Annotated in this window: 14 protein-coding genes and 1 pseudogene; 8 read left to right on the top strand and 7 right to left on the bottom strand. The window is 70.8% G+C overall.

Annotated features, from left to right (window positions below; all coding sequences use genetic code 11):
• The 3 genes and pseudogenes from ACZ7LV_RS34105 to ACZ7LV_RS34095 all read left to right on the top strand — a co-directional run.
• Positions 1 to 1,364, top strand: a pseudogene (locus ACZ7LV_RS34105) (hypothetical protein); the annotation flags it as partial.
• Positions 1,365 to 1,378: 14 nt separating this feature from the next.
• Complete coding sequence (locus ACZ7LV_RS34100) at positions 1,379 to 2,245, top strand: immunity 49 family protein (RefSeq protein ID WP_471945191.1); 867 nt, start codon at positions 1,379 to 1,381, stop codon at positions 2,243 to 2,245.
• A 73-nt stretch (positions 2,246 to 2,318) separates the two neighbouring features.
• Positions 2,319 to 3,182: an immunity 49 family protein gene (locus tag ACZ7LV_RS34095; protein ID WP_471945189.1), complete on the top strand. Its 864-nt coding sequence runs from the start codon at positions 2,319 to 2,321 to the stop codon at positions 3,180 to 3,182.
• A gap of 17 nt (positions 3,183 to 3,199) precedes the next feature.
• Here the strand turns inward: ACZ7LV_RS34095 and ACZ7LV_RS34090 are convergent, their stop codons facing one another.
• From ACZ7LV_RS34090 to ACZ7LV_RS34065, 6 genes are all read right to left on the bottom strand, one after another.
• A complete protein-coding gene (locus tag ACZ7LV_RS34090; RefSeq protein WP_471945187.1) occupies positions 3,200 to 5,806 on the bottom strand; it encodes a SpoIIE family protein phosphatase in 2,607 nt (868 codons plus the stop codon).
• A 261-nt stretch (positions 5,807 to 6,067) separates the two neighbouring features.
• The gene (locus tag ACZ7LV_RS34085; protein WP_471945185.1) at positions 6,068 to 6,496 is read right to left on the bottom strand and encodes an ATP-binding protein; all 429 of its coding nucleotides are present in this window, start codon (positions 6,494 to 6,496) and stop codon (positions 6,068 to 6,070) included.
• A 174-nt stretch (positions 6,497 to 6,670) separates the two neighbouring features.
• Positions 6,671 to 7,087: a (deoxy)nucleoside triphosphate pyrophosphohydrolase gene (locus ACZ7LV_RS34080; protein ID WP_471945183.1), complete on the bottom strand. Its 417-nt coding sequence runs from the start codon at positions 7,085 to 7,087 to the stop codon at positions 6,671 to 6,673.
• A 36-nt stretch (positions 7,088 to 7,123) separates the two neighbouring features.
• On the bottom strand, positions 7,124 to 7,312 hold the full coding sequence (locus ACZ7LV_RS34075) for an SPOR domain-containing protein (RefSeq protein ID WP_471945181.1): 189 nt from the start codon (positions 7,310 to 7,312) through the stop codon (positions 7,124 to 7,126).
• Between the two features lie 304 nt (positions 7,313 to 7,616).
• Positions 7,617 to 8,369, bottom strand: a complete 753-nt coding sequence (locus tag ACZ7LV_RS34070) for a GntR family transcriptional regulator (protein ID WP_471945179.1) — start codon at positions 8,367 to 8,369, stop codon at positions 7,617 to 7,619.
• Positions 8,370 to 8,560: 191 nt separating this feature from the next.
• Positions 8,561 to 9,760 carry a DUF4190 domain-containing protein gene (locus ACZ7LV_RS34065; protein ID WP_471945177.1) on the bottom strand — a complete coding sequence of 400 codons (1,200 nt, stop codon included), beginning with the start codon at positions 9,758 to 9,760 and terminating at the stop codon, positions 8,561 to 8,563.
• Positions 9,761 to 9,869: 109 nt separating this feature from the next.
• On the opposite strand from ACZ7LV_RS34065, the gene ACZ7LV_RS34060 reads away from it, so the two are divergent.
• A complete protein-coding gene (locus ACZ7LV_RS34060; RefSeq protein ID WP_471945175.1) occupies positions 9,870 to 11,081 on the top strand; it encodes a serpin family protein in 1,212 nt (403 codons plus the stop codon).
• Between the two features lie 206 nt (positions 11,082 to 11,287).
• On the opposite strand, the gene ACZ7LV_RS34055 is transcribed toward ACZ7LV_RS34060, so the two are convergent.
• On the bottom strand, positions 11,288 to 12,862 hold the full coding sequence (locus ACZ7LV_RS34055) for a S8 family peptidase (protein ID WP_471945173.1): 1,575 nt from the start codon (positions 12,860 to 12,862) through the stop codon (positions 11,288 to 11,290).
• A 264-nt stretch (positions 12,863 to 13,126) separates the two neighbouring features.
• On the opposite strand from ACZ7LV_RS34055, the gene ACZ7LV_RS34050 reads away from it, so the two are divergent.
• The 4 genes from ACZ7LV_RS34050 (at position 13,127) to ACZ7LV_RS34035 (ending at position 15,548) form a co-directional block, all read left to right on the top strand.
• Positions 13,127 to 13,474 (top strand): MazG-like family protein, encoded by a 348-nt coding sequence (locus ACZ7LV_RS34050; protein ID WP_471945172.1) that lies wholly within the window; start codon positions 13,127 to 13,129, stop codon positions 13,472 to 13,474.
• Between the two features lie 329 nt (positions 13,475 to 13,803).
• The gene (locus tag ACZ7LV_RS34045; protein WP_471945171.1) at positions 13,804 to 14,184 is read left to right on the top strand and encodes a CPCC family cysteine-rich protein; all 381 of its coding nucleotides are present in this window, start codon (positions 13,804 to 13,806) and stop codon (positions 14,182 to 14,184) included.
• Positions 14,181 to 14,906, top strand: coding sequence for a HEAT repeat domain-containing protein (locus ACZ7LV_RS34040; RefSeq protein WP_471945170.1), 726 nt, complete (start codon positions 14,181 to 14,183; stop codon positions 14,904 to 14,906). The genes ACZ7LV_RS34045 and ACZ7LV_RS34040 overlap by 4 nt, the downstream gene beginning before the upstream one ends.
• A 9-nt stretch (positions 14,907 to 14,915) precedes the next feature.
• Entirely contained in the window at positions 14,916 to 15,548 is a 633-nt protein-coding gene (locus ACZ7LV_RS34035) for a DUF6000 family protein (RefSeq protein WP_471945168.1), read from the top strand.
• The last annotated feature ends 77 nt before the right edge of the window (positions 15,549 to 15,625 follow it).

The raw sequence follows: 15,625 nt of genomic DNA, 5'->3' as shown, positions 1-15,625 counted from the left end.
GCCCCGTCCGCGAACCCGCCATGGCCGGCGCCGTCCACGCCGCCGACAACACACCCCAGCACCTCCACCTCGGCAGCGACCTGGGCGACCTCGGCCGCACCCCCGACAACCTCCCCGGCAACACCGCCGACAACCTCCCCGGCGGACGCGCCGACCACCTGCCAGGCGGCCACGCCGACAACCTGCCGACCAACAGCCTCGACAACGCGACGCCGGTCACCCGCACGGGGGACAACCTGCCGGGCGACCACCTGCCCGGTGGCCGTGCGGACGACTTCGGCCCGGGCGGCGGGGGCCGCGATCTCCCCGGCGGCCCCGGCGCGCTGCCCGACCGCACTCCGGACTTCCCCCATGGCGGTGGTCTGGACGATTTGGGCGGATTCGGCGACGAAACGCTCGACACGACGGGTGATCTCGGCGACGACGCAGCCACCCCTGGTCAGGCGGACGAAGGTGCCGGCAACGGCTCTCGTGACGGCGATCAGGAGCTGAGTGTCGAGGACCGCAAACGGATCCAGGAAGAGCACGTCTGGAAGGCGAACAACGATCCGGAGTGGTTCGCAAAGCACTACGACGAGATCGGACGACGCAGAAGCTCCGCACGGATCGTGGACGGGGCTGCCCTTCCCCAACTCGCCAAGAATGCCGACGGCAACTGGATCGCTAAGCACAACTTGCCGAACGGCCCGTCCGCCATCAAATTCAATCCCACCCATCTTGGCCCCGACACGGCCCCCGAGCTCAGTCGGCCGCATCTCGACGAGGCCGCCCGGAACCGCAGGCTCTCGGTGGACCTGCTCAATGCCGAGAAGGCATTCGACGACAGCCCGTCGGCTGCCAATGCCGAAGCTCTCGCGAACGCCAAGGCTGCCTATGATCAGCGCCTCCCGGGTATCCCGAACAACAGCAAGCTGTCCGAGGCACTCGGAGAAGCCGCCGCCCGGCACCATGTCATCCCGAGGGAGTTCCCGGGTGCAGAACGCGTAGAGCTCCCGAAAACGCCCAATGGTGCCAACATGTTCGACGACGTGTACAGACTCAACGACGACGGCCACTACGTCATCGTCGAGGAAAAGGCTCCGGCGGGCGACCTCGACTGGCGACACGGCAAGGCCGACCCCGATCCCGCGAACCCGACCGCGCATAACGGCGGAGCCGAAGGTATGAGGGTCAAACAAGGAACCAAACCGTACATCCGCACCATCCTGGCGGAGATGACGAATCGAGGCGGAAGGGACGCTGAGATCGCTGCTGACCTCCGCGCCGCGCTCCGTGACGGCAAGGTGCAGTACGTTCTGGTGAAGGCGGTTGACAACACTGGTCCCTCCTACGCCGGTGCCGTCATGGAGCATCTGAAGATCTAGTCCAAGGAGAGCAAGTGGTCACCCGCGTTCCCCGTCATGAGTTCCCCGCAGACAATGCGGCCGGGCTCATGGCGCCGATCATCAAGGGCACGAAGGACGTGCTCGATCACATCGAGACGTCGGAGGACGACCGGGCCGACGCGCTGACGAGCGCGCTCGCCCTGGCGAAATGGCACTGCCTGACGGACCCGACCGCGGACGAGTTCCCCACATGGGAAGCCTGGGTCACGGCCATGCAGGTCGGCTGCGGTCTGTTCGTCTCCGGAACCGCCTCGCAAGGGCCCGTCCCCTGCCGCATCGGCAGCAGGGGCGAAGTGAAGAACCTCCCGGCGACCGGGCCCCAGGACTACCTGCACGCGGGAAACTGGCTCACCTCCTTCTACCTGGCGGTGGTCTGCCGCGAGAACGAGCGGGTCAACCAGTTGGCCCAAGTACCTGTCCCCTTCCTTCGGGAGTCCGGCGCTGAATTCGACGAGTACATCTACGCCTGGGTGGAGACCCTGCAGAACATGTGGTTCGGTCGGCCCGCGGCATGGGACACACTGATCACCGCCGTCGACGGCACCGCTCCCGAGGCTGCGCACATCGCCGGCCCGGAACTGATGCTGAAAGTTCTGTATCCACCACTCGAACTGTTCCAGCGCTACCTGCGCCGAGAGACGGAGCAATTCAACGCGGCGCTCGTCGACGCCCTCACCTGGCACAAGGAGTACTGGACCGCCGACGAGGCCCGCTCTCGCAGTGGCGACGGTCTCGTGGCACTCGGTCCGCTCGCCCTCGCATGCATGGCCGTCGACGCCGACATGCCCGTCGAGATCGAGTCCGAGTACATTCCGCGAGCCCTCCTCAGGCGGTCCTGGGTCGGCGAGTACGACACCTGACCGACGAGGCCCGAGTTCACGCTCTGGCATTGCTTATGACCGCCTGCAAATTCCGAAGTGGGGGAGAGTGCCGGTGGTCATCACCGTTCCCCGCCACGACTACCGCACGGACGACGTGCCGGAGACTCTCGACGCCCTCGGAGCGACCGCCGGCTGGATCCTCGACGAGTTCGCCGACTCACCCGTCCTGCGTCCCCAGGCGCTGAGCACGGCCTTGTCCCTGGCCCAGCAGCACTGCGCCGTCGACCCGAGGGCCACGAAGTTCGAGACCTGGGAGGCGTGGGTCACGGCCATGCAGACCGGGTCGGCGCTCTTCGCGGCGGCGACCGCGCCCGAAGGCACCACGGTCACCTGCCGGATCAAGGAGCGGGAGCGCACCCTGCCCGCGACGGGTCCCGAGTCCCACCTGAACGCCGGGACCTGGGTCACCTCCTTCTACCTGGCCATGGTCTGCCGCGACAACGACCGCCTGCGCCGGCTGGCCGAGGTCCCGGTCTCGCTGCTGCGGGAGTCCGGCGCGGTGTTCGACGAGTACATCTACCCCTGGGTGGAGGCTCTGCAGAGCTTCTGGCTCGGCCGCCAGGACGTGGGTGAGAAGCTCGTCGCCGCCGTCGACGGAACCGCTCCGGAGGCGCTGCGGTACGCGGACGCGGACCTGATGTCACGGGTCCTCTATCCGCCGCTGATGCTGCTCTACCGGGTCATCCGCCGCGACCCCGCGGAGTTCAACAAGACGCTGGCCGGTGCGCTCAACGCGCACAAGGCGTACTGGAGCGCGGACGCCGAGCGTGCGACCAGCGCCGACGGGCTCGTCGCCCTCGGTCCGCTGGCGATGGCCTGCCTCGCCCACGACCAGGGTCTGACCGTGGAGGTCCAGTCCGAATACCTGCCCGAGGCACTGGTGAAGTACAGCTGGATCGGCGAGATCGAGTACTGACCTCGCCGGTCCGTCGCCTAGAACAGGCTCAGCAGTGCCTCCGCCGGGTCCATCACGCCGTTCTCGCCGTCCGGCAGCGGTAGTTCGAACCACACCGTCTTGCCGCGGTGGGTCCGGCGTGAGCCCCACGCCGCCGACAGCAGGCCGACGAGTTGCAGGCCGCGGCCGCCCTCGTCGGTGTCGCGGGCGCGGCGGCGGCGGGGCTGGACCAGGCCCGAGTCCCAGACCTCGCACACCAGGGTCCGGTCCAGCAGCAGGCGCAGCCTGATCTCACCCTCGCCGTAGCGCAGCGCGTTCGTCACCAGTTCGCTGACGAGCAGCTCCGTCGTGTCGACCAGCGGTTCCATGTCCCAGCTCAGCAACTGCCCGCGCGCGTACTCACGGGCCCGGCCCACGCTGCGCGGCTCGCGCGGCAGCGTCCAGTCGCCGACCGACTCGGCGGGCAGGCCCTGGACGCGGGCCATGAGCAGGGCCAGGTCGTCCTCGCCGTGGTGGGTGTCGAGGGTGTTGAGGACCTGGTCGCAGACGTCCTCCAGCGGGCGTGTGGGGTCGGTGAGCGCCCCCACGAACGCCTGGAGCCCCTCGTCCAGCGGATGGTCCCGGGACTCGACCAGTCCATCCGTGTAGAGCGCGAGCAGCGCGCCCTCGGGGAGTTCGACCTCGACCTCCTCGAAGGGTTCCCCGCCGACGCCCAGCGGCAGCCCGGGAGGGACGTCGAGCATCAGCGCCGACTCCCCGGGTTCGACCAGGACCGGCGGCAGATGGCCCGCGTTGGCGAAGGTGCACCGGCGGGTGACGGAGTCGTAGACCGCGTACACGCAGGTCGCCAGGTACACCTCGGAGAGGTCCGCCTCGCGGGGGCGCCGGGCGGCCCGGGTGGCCTGCTGGATGCCGCCGGGGGTGCCGAGGCCGCGGGCGATCTCGTCCAACTGGGAGAGCACCTCGGCCGGTTCGAGGTCGAGCTGGGCCAGGGTGCGCACGGCCGTGCGCAGTTCGCCCATGGCGACCGCGGCGCGCAGGCCCCGGCCCATGACATCGCCGACCACCAGCGCCGTGCGGTGCCCGGGCAGTTCGATGACGTCGAACCAGTCGCCGCCCACCTCGCTGGGGCGGCCCGTGGAGGCGTTCCCCGGCAGGTAGCGGCAGGCGATGTCGAGGCCGGAGGCGACCGGATCGCCGGGCGGCAGCAGGGACCGTTGCAGTATCAACGCCCGTTCGTGCTCGCGACGGTAGAGCCGGGCGTTGTCGATGCAGACGGCGGCCCGCGCGGCGAGTTCCACCGCGAGGTCGCGGTCCCGTTCGCCGAACGGCTCGCTGCCCTTGGTGCGCGAGAACTGCGCGAGTCCTACGACGGTGTCGTGGGCGACCATCGGCACGGCCAGCGTGGACTGGACGAGGCCGCCCTCCTCCGCGGGGACGGTCTGCGGGCGGGCCGTGCGCAGGGCGTCGGCGCAGGGCGAGTTGAACGGGTAGTGGTGGACGGCGCCGACGGGGACGGGGCTGCCCGTGCTCTCGAAGGGTGCGTCGGAGACCGCGCTGGCGAAGGCGACGCGGCGCAGTTCGGCGCTGCCGTCGGCGAGGCTCTGCGGAGTCTGGTCGCCGACCAGCAGCCCTTGGTAGAGGTCGACGGTGGCCAGGTCGCAGAAGCCGGGGACGACGACGTCGAGGAGTTCGCGGGCGGTGGTCTCCAGGTCGAGCGAGTTGCCGATGCGGGCGCCGGCCTCGTTGAGGAGGGCGAGATTGCGCCGGGCGGCGGCGGCCTCGCGGGCGGCGGCGCGGCGGGAGGTGATGTCGGTTCCCAGCCAGGCGATGCCGATGGGGCTGCCCGTTCCGCTGTGCACCCGGTAGAGGTTGACCGACCAGTGGCGGCGCTCTTCGGAGCCGGGGCGGAAGCCCGTGACGTGCATGTCCGTGATGCTGTCGCCGGTTTCGAGGACCCGGCGCAGGGTCGCGGCGACCCGCTCGGCCTCGCCGCGCGGCAGGTAGTCGTGGACCCCTCGGCCGCGGTGGGTGTCGGGGGTGCCGCCGAACACGGAGGCGAACCGCTGGTTGGCGCGCCGCACCTTCAGGTCGGCGTCGATCAGCAGGAAGCCGAACGGGGATTGGCCGAAAATCGCCTGCGAGGCGGCGAGGTCGGTCTCGATACGGCGCAGCACACGGACGTCGACGACGATGCAGACGGCGGCCTTCTCGCCGCCCTCGGTGCGGGTCGGCATCACATAGACCTCGGCGAGGCCGGTGCCGCCTCGTCCGCCGTCGGCCGTGTCCGGCAGCCGGAAGGGCACGACGCCGGTCCACTCGCGCCCGTCGAGGATCTCGGCCATCTTGCGCTGTCCGCGCTCGCGCAGGTCGGGGTCGATGAACGCCGCGATGGGATCCATGCCGACGGCCCGCCCGGCCGGGATGCCGAAGAGGCTCTCGGCCCGCAGGCTCCACTGGTCGACCAGTCCGTCGGGGCCGATGGAGAAGGAGGCGACCTTGATGTAGTCGTAGATCGAGCCGGGCGGACTGCTCTGCCACAGGGCGTCCGTGAGCGGCATCTCGACGGAGGCGCCCATGGCCTCCGTCCTCGCGCCGTCCGACGGGTCCTCGGACTCCGTGGCCTTCGCTGGTATCTCGCTCACGCGAACCGTCCCCTCCAGCTCACCGCGCCCGGTACCGGTCACCGGGGGCGGCTGCCCGCAGTATCCAGCACTACGGCGCCGCACAACACGGTGTTCACGATCACAGCACGGTCCAGGCGGTTTTCGGACCGTGCCGCGACAACACTCCCAGTCTTCTAACCAGGGGACACACCCTCGAATCACACCCGGGGGCAACGGCTTCCGGCCGGATTCCGTTCGTGGACACGAGTACGACCCGTGTAAGCGTCCCGGGGCCGTCCCTCAGCCCGGGACGGCGAGCTCGAACCACACCGTCTTGCCCGACCCCCCGGGCCTGGTACCCCAGCGGCGCGAGGACGACGCCACCAGCTGGAGCCCGCGCCCGCTCTCGTCCTCCAGGCGGGGCGCGCGTTCACGAGGCGGTTCGGGCAGTGGGTCGGAGACCTCGACGAGCAGGACGTCGGGCAGGTCGGCGGGACGCACCAGACGTACCCCGATGGGGCCCGTCGCGTGGCGCAGCGCGTTCGTCACCAGCTCGCTGACCAGCAGGGCCGTGATGTCGCTCACACTGTCGAGCGCCCAGCCGTGCAGCTGGCGGCGGACGACCGAACGCGCGGTGCGCACGGCTGTGGGGTCGGCGGGGAAGCTCCACTCGGCGCAGTCGCCATCGGTGTCGATCACGCCGATCACTTCCCAGGACAGTGAGCCCACCCATGTCCGGTTTCATGGGGTTAATGGGCACATACCCGATATCCCAAGGGCAGTACCCACAGGAACGGCGCAGTGTGGCACCAACGGCGTACGGGTCGGGGGCGAGCGTCAACGCCCGGCCCACGGCGGCGAATCACCCCGCCCGCGCTTCCGCACGCCCGCAGATCACGCCGGTCACGCCCCCGCGTCGGCGGCGTCCAGCTCCGCCGCCACCTCCCGGACGGCCGGCACGTCCTGCTCCAGCCAGTCGACGCTCCACAGGGTGGCGGGCGAGAGCCAGCGCAGTGCGTCGTGGTCCTGGAGGGCCTTCGGCTCGGCGGAGCCGGCCCGCAGCCGCGCGGTCCACACCTGCAGGACGTACGGCGTCCTCAGCGGCCACTGCCCCGGCACGCGCCGCACGGGCTCCGTCTCGACGCCGAGCTCCTCCCGCAACTCCCTTACCAGCGCGGCCTCGGGCGTCTCACCGGGCTCGACCTTGCCGCCGGGCAGCTCCCAGCGGCCGGCCAGCTCCGGGGGCGCGCTGCGGCGCGCGGCGAGCAGCCGGCCACCGTCCAGCAGGGCCGCGCCGACCACCACGATCCGTTCCGTCATGCGCCGGAGCCTACGGGAGCGCCCGGGCGGCGTCCCTCACGCCTCGGGGTCGCCGCCCTGCGCGATGCGCTCGACCCAATAGAGCTGCTTGTGCCCCCGGCTGTCGAGGCTGTCCGCGATCTTCTGGGCCTCGGACCGCGTCGCGTACCTGCCCACGCGGTAGCGATTGCCGTTGTCGTCCTGCCGTATGACCAGCCACGGAAGAGTCACCGTGCTGTCGTTCATCGCGCCCCTCCGCTTCCCGCCCTCGGCCCGCGCGCCCCGCCCGCTAAGGAAACCGCAATCCGCATATGCCCGAGCCTACGCCTAACCTTCACGCAGCGAATACGGCTTTTCACAAAGAGGTACGCAACAAGCCAGCACCACGGGGGCGCACGAGGCCGAACGCGCCGTCCGCACACCTCGGCGCATCCGGTCAGCGGCATACCGGGCATGCCGGGGGTCACCTGCGAGAACGTCCGGATTCCACCGGCGCGCGAAGGGGCTCCCGGCACGCCTGTGCCGGGAGCAACTGCCGCACGGTCGTGCGCTACCTCACCGGAAGGTGATAGGCGACCCGGTAGCGGTCGGCGGGGATCACGACGTCCGACGTCTCTACCGGCCGACCGGAGGCGTAGAACGTGCGCTGCACGACGAGGACGACATGTCCGGGGACCCCACCGAGGGTGAGCAGCTCCTCGGCCAGTCCGGGGCGGGCGCCGACCTCCTCGGTGACGTTGTCCACGACCACGTCGATGGCCGCCATGCGCTCGACGACCCCCATCCCTCCGAGGGGGCCCTCCTCGGGCAGCATCACCGGCGTACGCCCGGTCACGGCGAGCGGCTCCCAGGAGGTGGACAGCATCATCGGCTCGCCGCTGTCCCGGAAGAGGTACTTGGTGCACATCACGCGGTCGCCCGGCCGGATGCCGAGCCGCTCGGCGATGGCGGCGCTCGCCTCGGTCTGCGCGCTGCGGGACTCCCAGGTGCCGCGCGCGGCGGCGTCGGCCTGCTCCTGCCGGAAGGGCGTGGCGCCACCCGCCGGGCGGTACCCCGAGCGGGCGATGCTGCGGGGCACCGGCCGCTCCCGCACATAGGTCCCGGAACCGGAGCGACCCTCGACCAGGCCCTCCGCCATCAGCACCTTGCGGGCCTCCAGCGCGACCGTGTCCGAGACGCCGTACTCCTCGCGGATTCTCGCCTGTGAGGGCAGGCGGGTATGCGGTGGCAGCTGACCGTCGACGATCTTCTGTCGGAGATCACCCGCGACGCGCAGGTACGCCGGCTGCTCACCGAATGTCACTGGCCGCTCCCATCAGGTTGTACAGACAGCAACAGCGTGGCAACCGTGGGTTGTGCCAGGCAAGCGAAGGCCAGAGAATCACTCGATGTGATGACTTCTGGTGTCGACAGTCTTTACGCAGGCAGTTTCTCCCCCTTATGGAGCCGATCACACCCCTGGCGACGGGAATGGATCACGGATCGCCGGTGCGCTCAGACCTCCTTGTCCGGAGCCGCCTCCTCGGACGCGGCGGCAGGCGGAGTGGTGTCCAGGCCCAGAGCCTCGCGCGCGGTGACGGTGGCCTCGCCGTCGTAGAAGCCGTACCCCTCGTCGTAGTGCACGTAGAAGGTGTCCGCGTCCCCGGCGGCCGCGGCCTTCGCCCAGTCCTCCCGGGCCGACGCCAGTTCCTTCACCAGGGCGGCCATGGGCTCTTCGGCGCCGACGGGCCAGGTGCGCGCCTCCAGCGCGGCGCTCTGCTCGGCGAGCACGTCGCGCATGTCCCGCGCCCACTCCTGGTTCACCGCCAGGTCCTCGTCGGGGAACGCCTCGGGCTCCTCGCCCACGACGGCGTCGATCGCCAGCACCGTCTCCAGGTACGCGAGCTGGTCCGGGCCGAGGGTGGTGCCGTCGTTGCGCAGGGAGCCGGTCAGGGTGCCCTGCTCGTCGGTGTTGCCGAACAGACAGGTGATCTCGCGGTCGCCGAAGGCCCAGCTCTCCCGTGTCGGCGTCAGGTAGTACACGTCGACGTCGTCGGGCACGGCCCAGCTGTCCATGGCGTACGCGGGCTCCAGGGCGTAGCACCTGTCGTCGGCGACCTCCGTGACGTGGTCGTCGCCGGGGAAGGTGCCGCCGGGCAGGGTGACGGTGGCGAACACCTCGCCGTCGTGCTCCCCGGAGCAGGGCACCACCTCGACGTCGTACGTCTCCCCCTCCAGCGATCCGGTGGGCGCGTCGAAGCACTCGCCCTTGTCCGGCGAGACGATCGCGCTCTCCCGGGCGCCCTCCTTGAAGCCCTCCCAGAAGTCGGACGCGGCGCCCGTCGAGAAGGTCAGGGTCAGCAGGGCCAGGCCGACGGCCGACACCGTGGCCCCGGCGATCGCCATGCCCTTGCCGCGCTCGCCCCTGCGCTTGATCTGGCGGAGCGCGACCAGCCCGAGCACCAGCCCGACGGCCGGTAGGAAGCAGAGGATGCCCAGCACGAGGGAGGCGATCGCGGCCCCGTTGACCGGGGGCAGTGCGGGCGGCGGGTACGGCCCCCACGCCCCGTACGGCGGCTGCTGACCGTACGGCCACGGAGCGCCGTAGGGCCCCTGGACGCCGTACGGGCCCTGGTTCTGCGGGGCCGGGTACCGACCGTACGGACCGTGGGGATCCTGCGGCTGCTGGGGCCCGGGGGGCGGGGGTATGGCCACGGTACGGTGCTCCTGGTTCGGGCTGCTGAGCGGTGCGGCACTGCCGTACGGATCGCTGGGGCGACAGGTGCGACTGGCGCATGGTAAGCGGGGGAAGAGCGGGGGCGGAATGCGGATCACACGTGCCACGGCGCGGGCGGTGAACGGGCTGACGGCCCGCTGGGCCAGGGACGTCACGGACGGTACGGCCTTCTCGGCGGCCGGGGTGTGGCCGCTGATCGCCTTGCTCGCGGACGGCGCCGGGGGCGCGGCGAGGTCGGAGCTGGCGGACGCGGTGGGCATGCCCGCGGACCAGGCGGCGGGCGCCGCAAGGGAGTTGCTCGCCGCCCTCGCCTCGATGCGCGGCGTGGAGGCGGCCCTCGGCCTGTGGACGAGCCGCACGCTGGAGCTGAAGGAGGCCTGGGAGGCCGGGCTGCCCGTAGAGGCGCACGGGGTGCTCACCGGGGACGTGGCCGCCGACCGGGCGGCGCTGGACGCCTGGGCGGCGAAGCGCACCGGCGGACTCGTCGACCGAATGCCGGTGGCGCCGACGGACGGGACCCTGATGGTGTTGGCGAGCGCGCTCGGGCTGCGGGCGAACTGGCTGCGCCCCTTCCGGGACGGGCCGATGGCACCCGAAGGAGGACCTTGGCGGGACCGCGTGCTGCTGGGTCTGCGCCGCGAGAGCGTGCTGCTGGACCGGGTCGGCGTGGCGGACACCCCGCACGGCCAGGTCACCGAGCTGAAGGTGCTGGGCGACACCGGCGTCGACGTCCATCTGCTGCTCGGCGAGGAGGGGATGACGCCGGGCCAGGTGCTGGGAGCCGGGGTGGGCATCCTCGCCCGCCGGCACCCGGTCGGGCCGGGATCGCTGCTGCCGTACGGCGACGTGGGACCCGGACTGCGCGTCGAGAAGAAGCGGTGCGCCCGGCCCGAGCCGCCGACGCTCCGCGCGGAGACGGTGGCGTTCCGGACGGCCGACCGCCACGATCTGCTCGGCCTGCACGAGGTGTTCGGGCTGACCGCGGCGCGGGACACGCGTCCCGGCCACTTCCCCGGCGTCAGCGACTCCCCGCTGGCCGTCGGGTCCGCCGGGCAGACCGTCGTCGCCAGGTTCGGGGCGCTGGGGTTCCGGGCGGCCGCGGTGACGGCGATCAGCTGGGTGGCAGGGGGAGCCCCCGAGCTGCGGCACGTCACGACCACCGTCACGGCCCGCTTCGACCGCCCCTTCGGCTTCCTCGCCCTGCACCGGCACTCCCGGCTGGTGCTGACCGCGGGGTGGGTGACCGACCCGGAGCCGTACCCGGAGGAACCGGAGGAGGAGCCCGGCGGGGCGGAGTAGTCCGGGGACTTCTGACCGACGCGCCTCGTCCTCGCGGCAGGCGGGCGCTGCGCCCGGAACCGCGAGGACGAGAACGGTCGGAGGAGACGGGTCAGAAGTGGTCGGTCAGACGTGCTCGGTCAGACGTGATCGGTCAGACGTGCTCGGTCAGACGTGGAGGGTCAGGAGTGGTCGGTCAGACGTGGTCGGTCAGGAGTGAACCGGCGTCAGAACTGCAGCGCCCAGGCGTCGATCCGCCCGGTGTCGTACCGCGCGTTGTCGCTGACCCTGAGCTTCCACGTGCCGTTGGCGGCCTCGGAGGAGGCGTTGACGGTGTACGTGGCGTCGATGTTGTCCGCACTGCCGCCGGTGCCGTAGCCCTTGAGCGTGTACGCCGTGCCGTCGGGTGCGATCAGCTGCACCTGGAGGTCACCGATGTAGGTGTGGACGATGTGGACCTCGACGGACAGCGCGGCGGGCGCGTTGCCGGACACGCCGGTGACGGTCACCGGGGACTCGGCCGTCGCGTTGTCGGCGATGGCGAAGTCTGCGGTGTTCTCGAAGCGCGGGCCGGGCGGCGTCGGGTTGCCGCCGCCGACATACAGCAGGCGGTTGGGCGAGCCGGTACCGGGGCTGGTGACGACGTTGGGCGTGGCCGCGGACGTCAGCGCGTTGGACACCTGGGCGGGCGAGGCCGAGGGGTTGTCGGCCAGGTAGAGCGCCACGGCTCCGGCGACGTGCGGGGTCGCCATCGACGTACCGGAGATGGTGTTGGTGGCCGAGTCGCCGGTGTTCCAGGCGGACGTGATGGACGAGCCCGGGGCGAACAGGTCCAGGACGGTGCCGTAGTTGGAGTAGCTCGCCTTGGCGTCGGTGTTGGTGGTGGCGCCGACGGTGATCGCCTCGGTCACGCGCGCGGGTGACCTGGTCGAGGCGTTGGTGGTCTCGTTGCCGGCCGCGACGGCGAAGGTGACACCGGAGGCGATGGCGTTGCGTACGGCGGTGTCGAGGGCCGTGTCGGCGCCGCCGCCGAGGGACATGTTGGCGACGGCCGGCTTGACCGCGTTCTGAGCGACCCAGTCGATACCCGCGACGACCTGGGCGGTCGTGCCGGAACCGGAGTTGTTCAGCACGCGGACGCCGACGATCTTCGCCTTCTTGGCCACACCGTAGGCGTTGCCGGCGACCGTGCCGGCGACGTGGGTGCCGTGGCCGTGCCCGTCCTGGGCGGTGTTGTCGTTGTCGATGGCGTCGTAGCCGTAGGAGGCGCGGCCGCCGAAGTCGCCGTGCGTGATGCGGACGCCGGTGTCGATGACGTACGCCGTGACACCCTCGCCGGCCGAGTCCGGGTAGGTGTACGAGTTGTTCAGCGGGAGGTTGCGCTGGTCGATGCGGTCCAGGCCCCAGGAGGGCGGGCTGGGCTGGGTGCCGTCGATCGTGAAGGTGCGGTTCTGGACGACGGAGGCGACGGCCGGGTCGGCGGCGAGACGTTTCGCCTCGGTCTCGGAGGCCTCGATCGCGTAGCCGTTGAGGGCCTTCTTGTACGTGCGCTCGATGGTGGCGCCGTACTTCGCGGCCAGCGCGCGGCCCTCGGCGGAGCCCGAGCGGGCCCGGTCCGCCTTCAGGGTCACGATGTAGCTGTCGGCGACGGCGTTCGCCGCGCCCTCGTACTGGATGTGGCCTTCGGCCGCGCCGGCGGGCAGCGCGGTGACCAGGCTCGCGCCGAGCACGGCGCTCGTCAGCGCGCCGATCGCGGCCAGTCTTCGCCGGGTGGTGCGGTGGGGAGTACGCATCACTGCCATCTGAGGGGTCCTCCTCAATAGGTGGTGCGTCGGTGTGGGGGCAACGCGTCGGCGGGCAGGAGCATGACAAAATGCGGTGGCGCTCACCTGTGCGTCAGCCGAAAGATTGAGGCTTCCACAGGAATTGCACAAGGGCTGTGCGCGAATGTAACTTGCCTGCCATAAAGCTGACATGACGGACCGTCAAGGCTGTTGGGGAGCCGAATCCCGGCCGGGCGGCGGTCTGGGTGACGGTGACGGTCTTCGGCCTGGCAGGCTGCTCGTATGGCTGATCGAGACGCTGAGTCACCCGAGTTGTGGACCACCGTGGACGCGTTGTGGAGCTGGCTGGAATCGGATCAGCCGGTCACCGGCCGCGAAGGCCTGTTGCTGCGCATGCTGAAGCTCCAGGAGGAGGTCGGTGAGACGGCCCAGGCCGTGATCGGCGCGACCGGCCAGAACCCCCGCAAGGGCGTGAGCCACACCTGGGAGGACGTCCAGTCCGAACTGTGCGACGTGGTGATCACGGCCCTGGTGGCCCTGCGCTCCCTGACACCGGAGGCGGAACGGGTGTTCGCCCGGCATCTGGAGCGGGTGGCGGGGAGGTCGCTCGCGCGCCCACCCGGCGCATGAGCACCGGACCGTCCAAGGAGCCCCACGCAACGCCCTGCCCAGGCATTCCCCCGGTGCCGTGCGCGGGGCCCCGACGGCCGCTCACGCCTGCTTGCTCGCGTGTCAGTCCGTGTCTCCACATGCAGTCGTTGCAGCGGAGTGCCTGCGGGCTCATCCTGACCTGCGGCGGAGCCCCGTAAAGAGCTCTGACGTGGGACTTCTTCGTTTGCGTGCGTGGGCTCCCGATGGCATTTCGCGGGTGTCCTGCGGACCGGCTGCGGACTGCCGAGGGTACCGACGGTGAGAGAAATCCATGGCGAACTGGCCGAACCTGCAACGAGACTGCGCAGGTGAGCGACCGCTACCCCTGTCCCTGCTGCGGGCACCGCGTGCTCGACGCCATGCCCGGCTCGTACGAGATCTGCCCCGTCTGCTTCTGGGAGGACGACGGGGTCCAGTTCCGCTGGCCGAGCGTGCGCGGCGGAGCGAACCAGTTCTCCCTGATCGAGTCCCAACGCAACTACCTGGAATTCGGCGCCTGCGACCAGCACGGCCGGCCGTACGTCCGCCCGCCGGCCGAGGACGAGCCGCTCGACCCCGCCTGGCGCCCCATCGACCTGACGCGCGACTCCTTCGAGGACTGGGCAGCCGAGGACCGCGCCCCATGGCCCGACGACCGCTCGGTGCTCTGCTGGTGGCTCCCCACCTTCTGGCGTCGGGACCATCTGTGACCACCCACGTCCAGAGACTCATCCACCAGCTCGATGACTCGACCGGCCCGTCCTACGACGCCCGCGCGGCACTGATCGGCATCGGCTCCGACGCCATCCCCGCCCTCATCGACGCTCTGCCCTCCCTCGGCGGCTTCGGACAGCTGACCGCCATCGAGGTCTTCGAAGAGGTGGCGGACCCACGCTGCGGCCCGGCTCTGATCGCCCTCTTGGGCAGTGACGACTCCACCGTCCGGGAATGGGCGGCGATGGCACTGGCGAGCCTGGACATCGACGGCTCGGTCGAGCCTCTGCGCCACGCCTACCGCGCCTGCCTGGAACGGGTGACACCACCGGACTGGAGCGAGCCCGTCGGCATCCGTTGGGCCCTGACCGAACTCGGCGCCCGCACCCCCGTCGTCCCGCCGCTCACCGCGCGCCTGCGAGCCACCGCTGCGGACGACGCCCCGGGCTGGCCCTCAATCCACTTCACCGAGGTCATCAACGACCTGGCCGACCACGCCCAGGTGATCCTCTACTCCCCGTTCTGGCGTGTGGACACCGGCCGCACTTACGGCATCTCCGGCACCGGCCTGGACTGGGAACCCGACTGGAGCGCGCCTTGGGAGCACCTGGTCGAGGAGTCCCGCACCTGGTCCCTGCTGGAAGCCTCCGAAGCCCCCACCGGCGACGACATCTTCGTCGACCCCATCTGGATCGACCGTACCGACCTGTACCCGTAGAGGTGACCGATGCCGTTCCAGCACCCCGAGGAGATCGGCTACGGCTACGTGATCGAGCGATACGCGGCAAGGAAGGACTCGGGCCACGCGCGCTACCTCGTCCTGAGAAGTGGTCGATTCCTGCGGCCCGAGTGGCCTCACGGCGAACGTTTCGCCCATCACCTCATCGACGACGCCGCCACGATCACCGATGCCGAGTTGGAAGCCCTCCTCGGCTACGAGTGGCGCTCGCGCCTCACCGCCGCATGGCTGATCGGCGTCGACCGCCGCCAACGGTTCCGCGAACGCATCGGCGACCTGCTCCTGGCCAGCGAGGTCTGCTTCTCCGGCAGCGCCTACTGCTTCGCCCTGGCCCGCTTCGGCACCCACGCCGACGCCGAGATCCTCACCGCCTACCTCGACCATTACCTCCCCCGCACCGACCTCCGCTACGACCAGCCCGCAGCCCTCGGCGCCCTCCTCCGCCTCGACGCCCACCTCGGCACCCACCACGCGGACCGCTTCACCCAGCCTGACGGTCTCTGGGACCAGTGGGTCAATGCCCTGGCCCACCTCCACGGCCACCCCGCATACACCCCCGTCGAGCGGCGCCGCTCGACAGACCTCCAGTGCGAGTTCGCCAACGGCTGGCGACACCTGTAGGTCGCGGCGCAATCACCGGATCCAGGCTCCTAGCTCCCACCAGGCGGGGGCGTGAACAAGCCAAACGCACACCAGAA

It is taken from the genome of Streptomyces sp. NPDC107562 (genome assembly GCF_055657325.1).
This window is presented reverse-complemented; position numbering and strand designations above follow the sequence as displayed.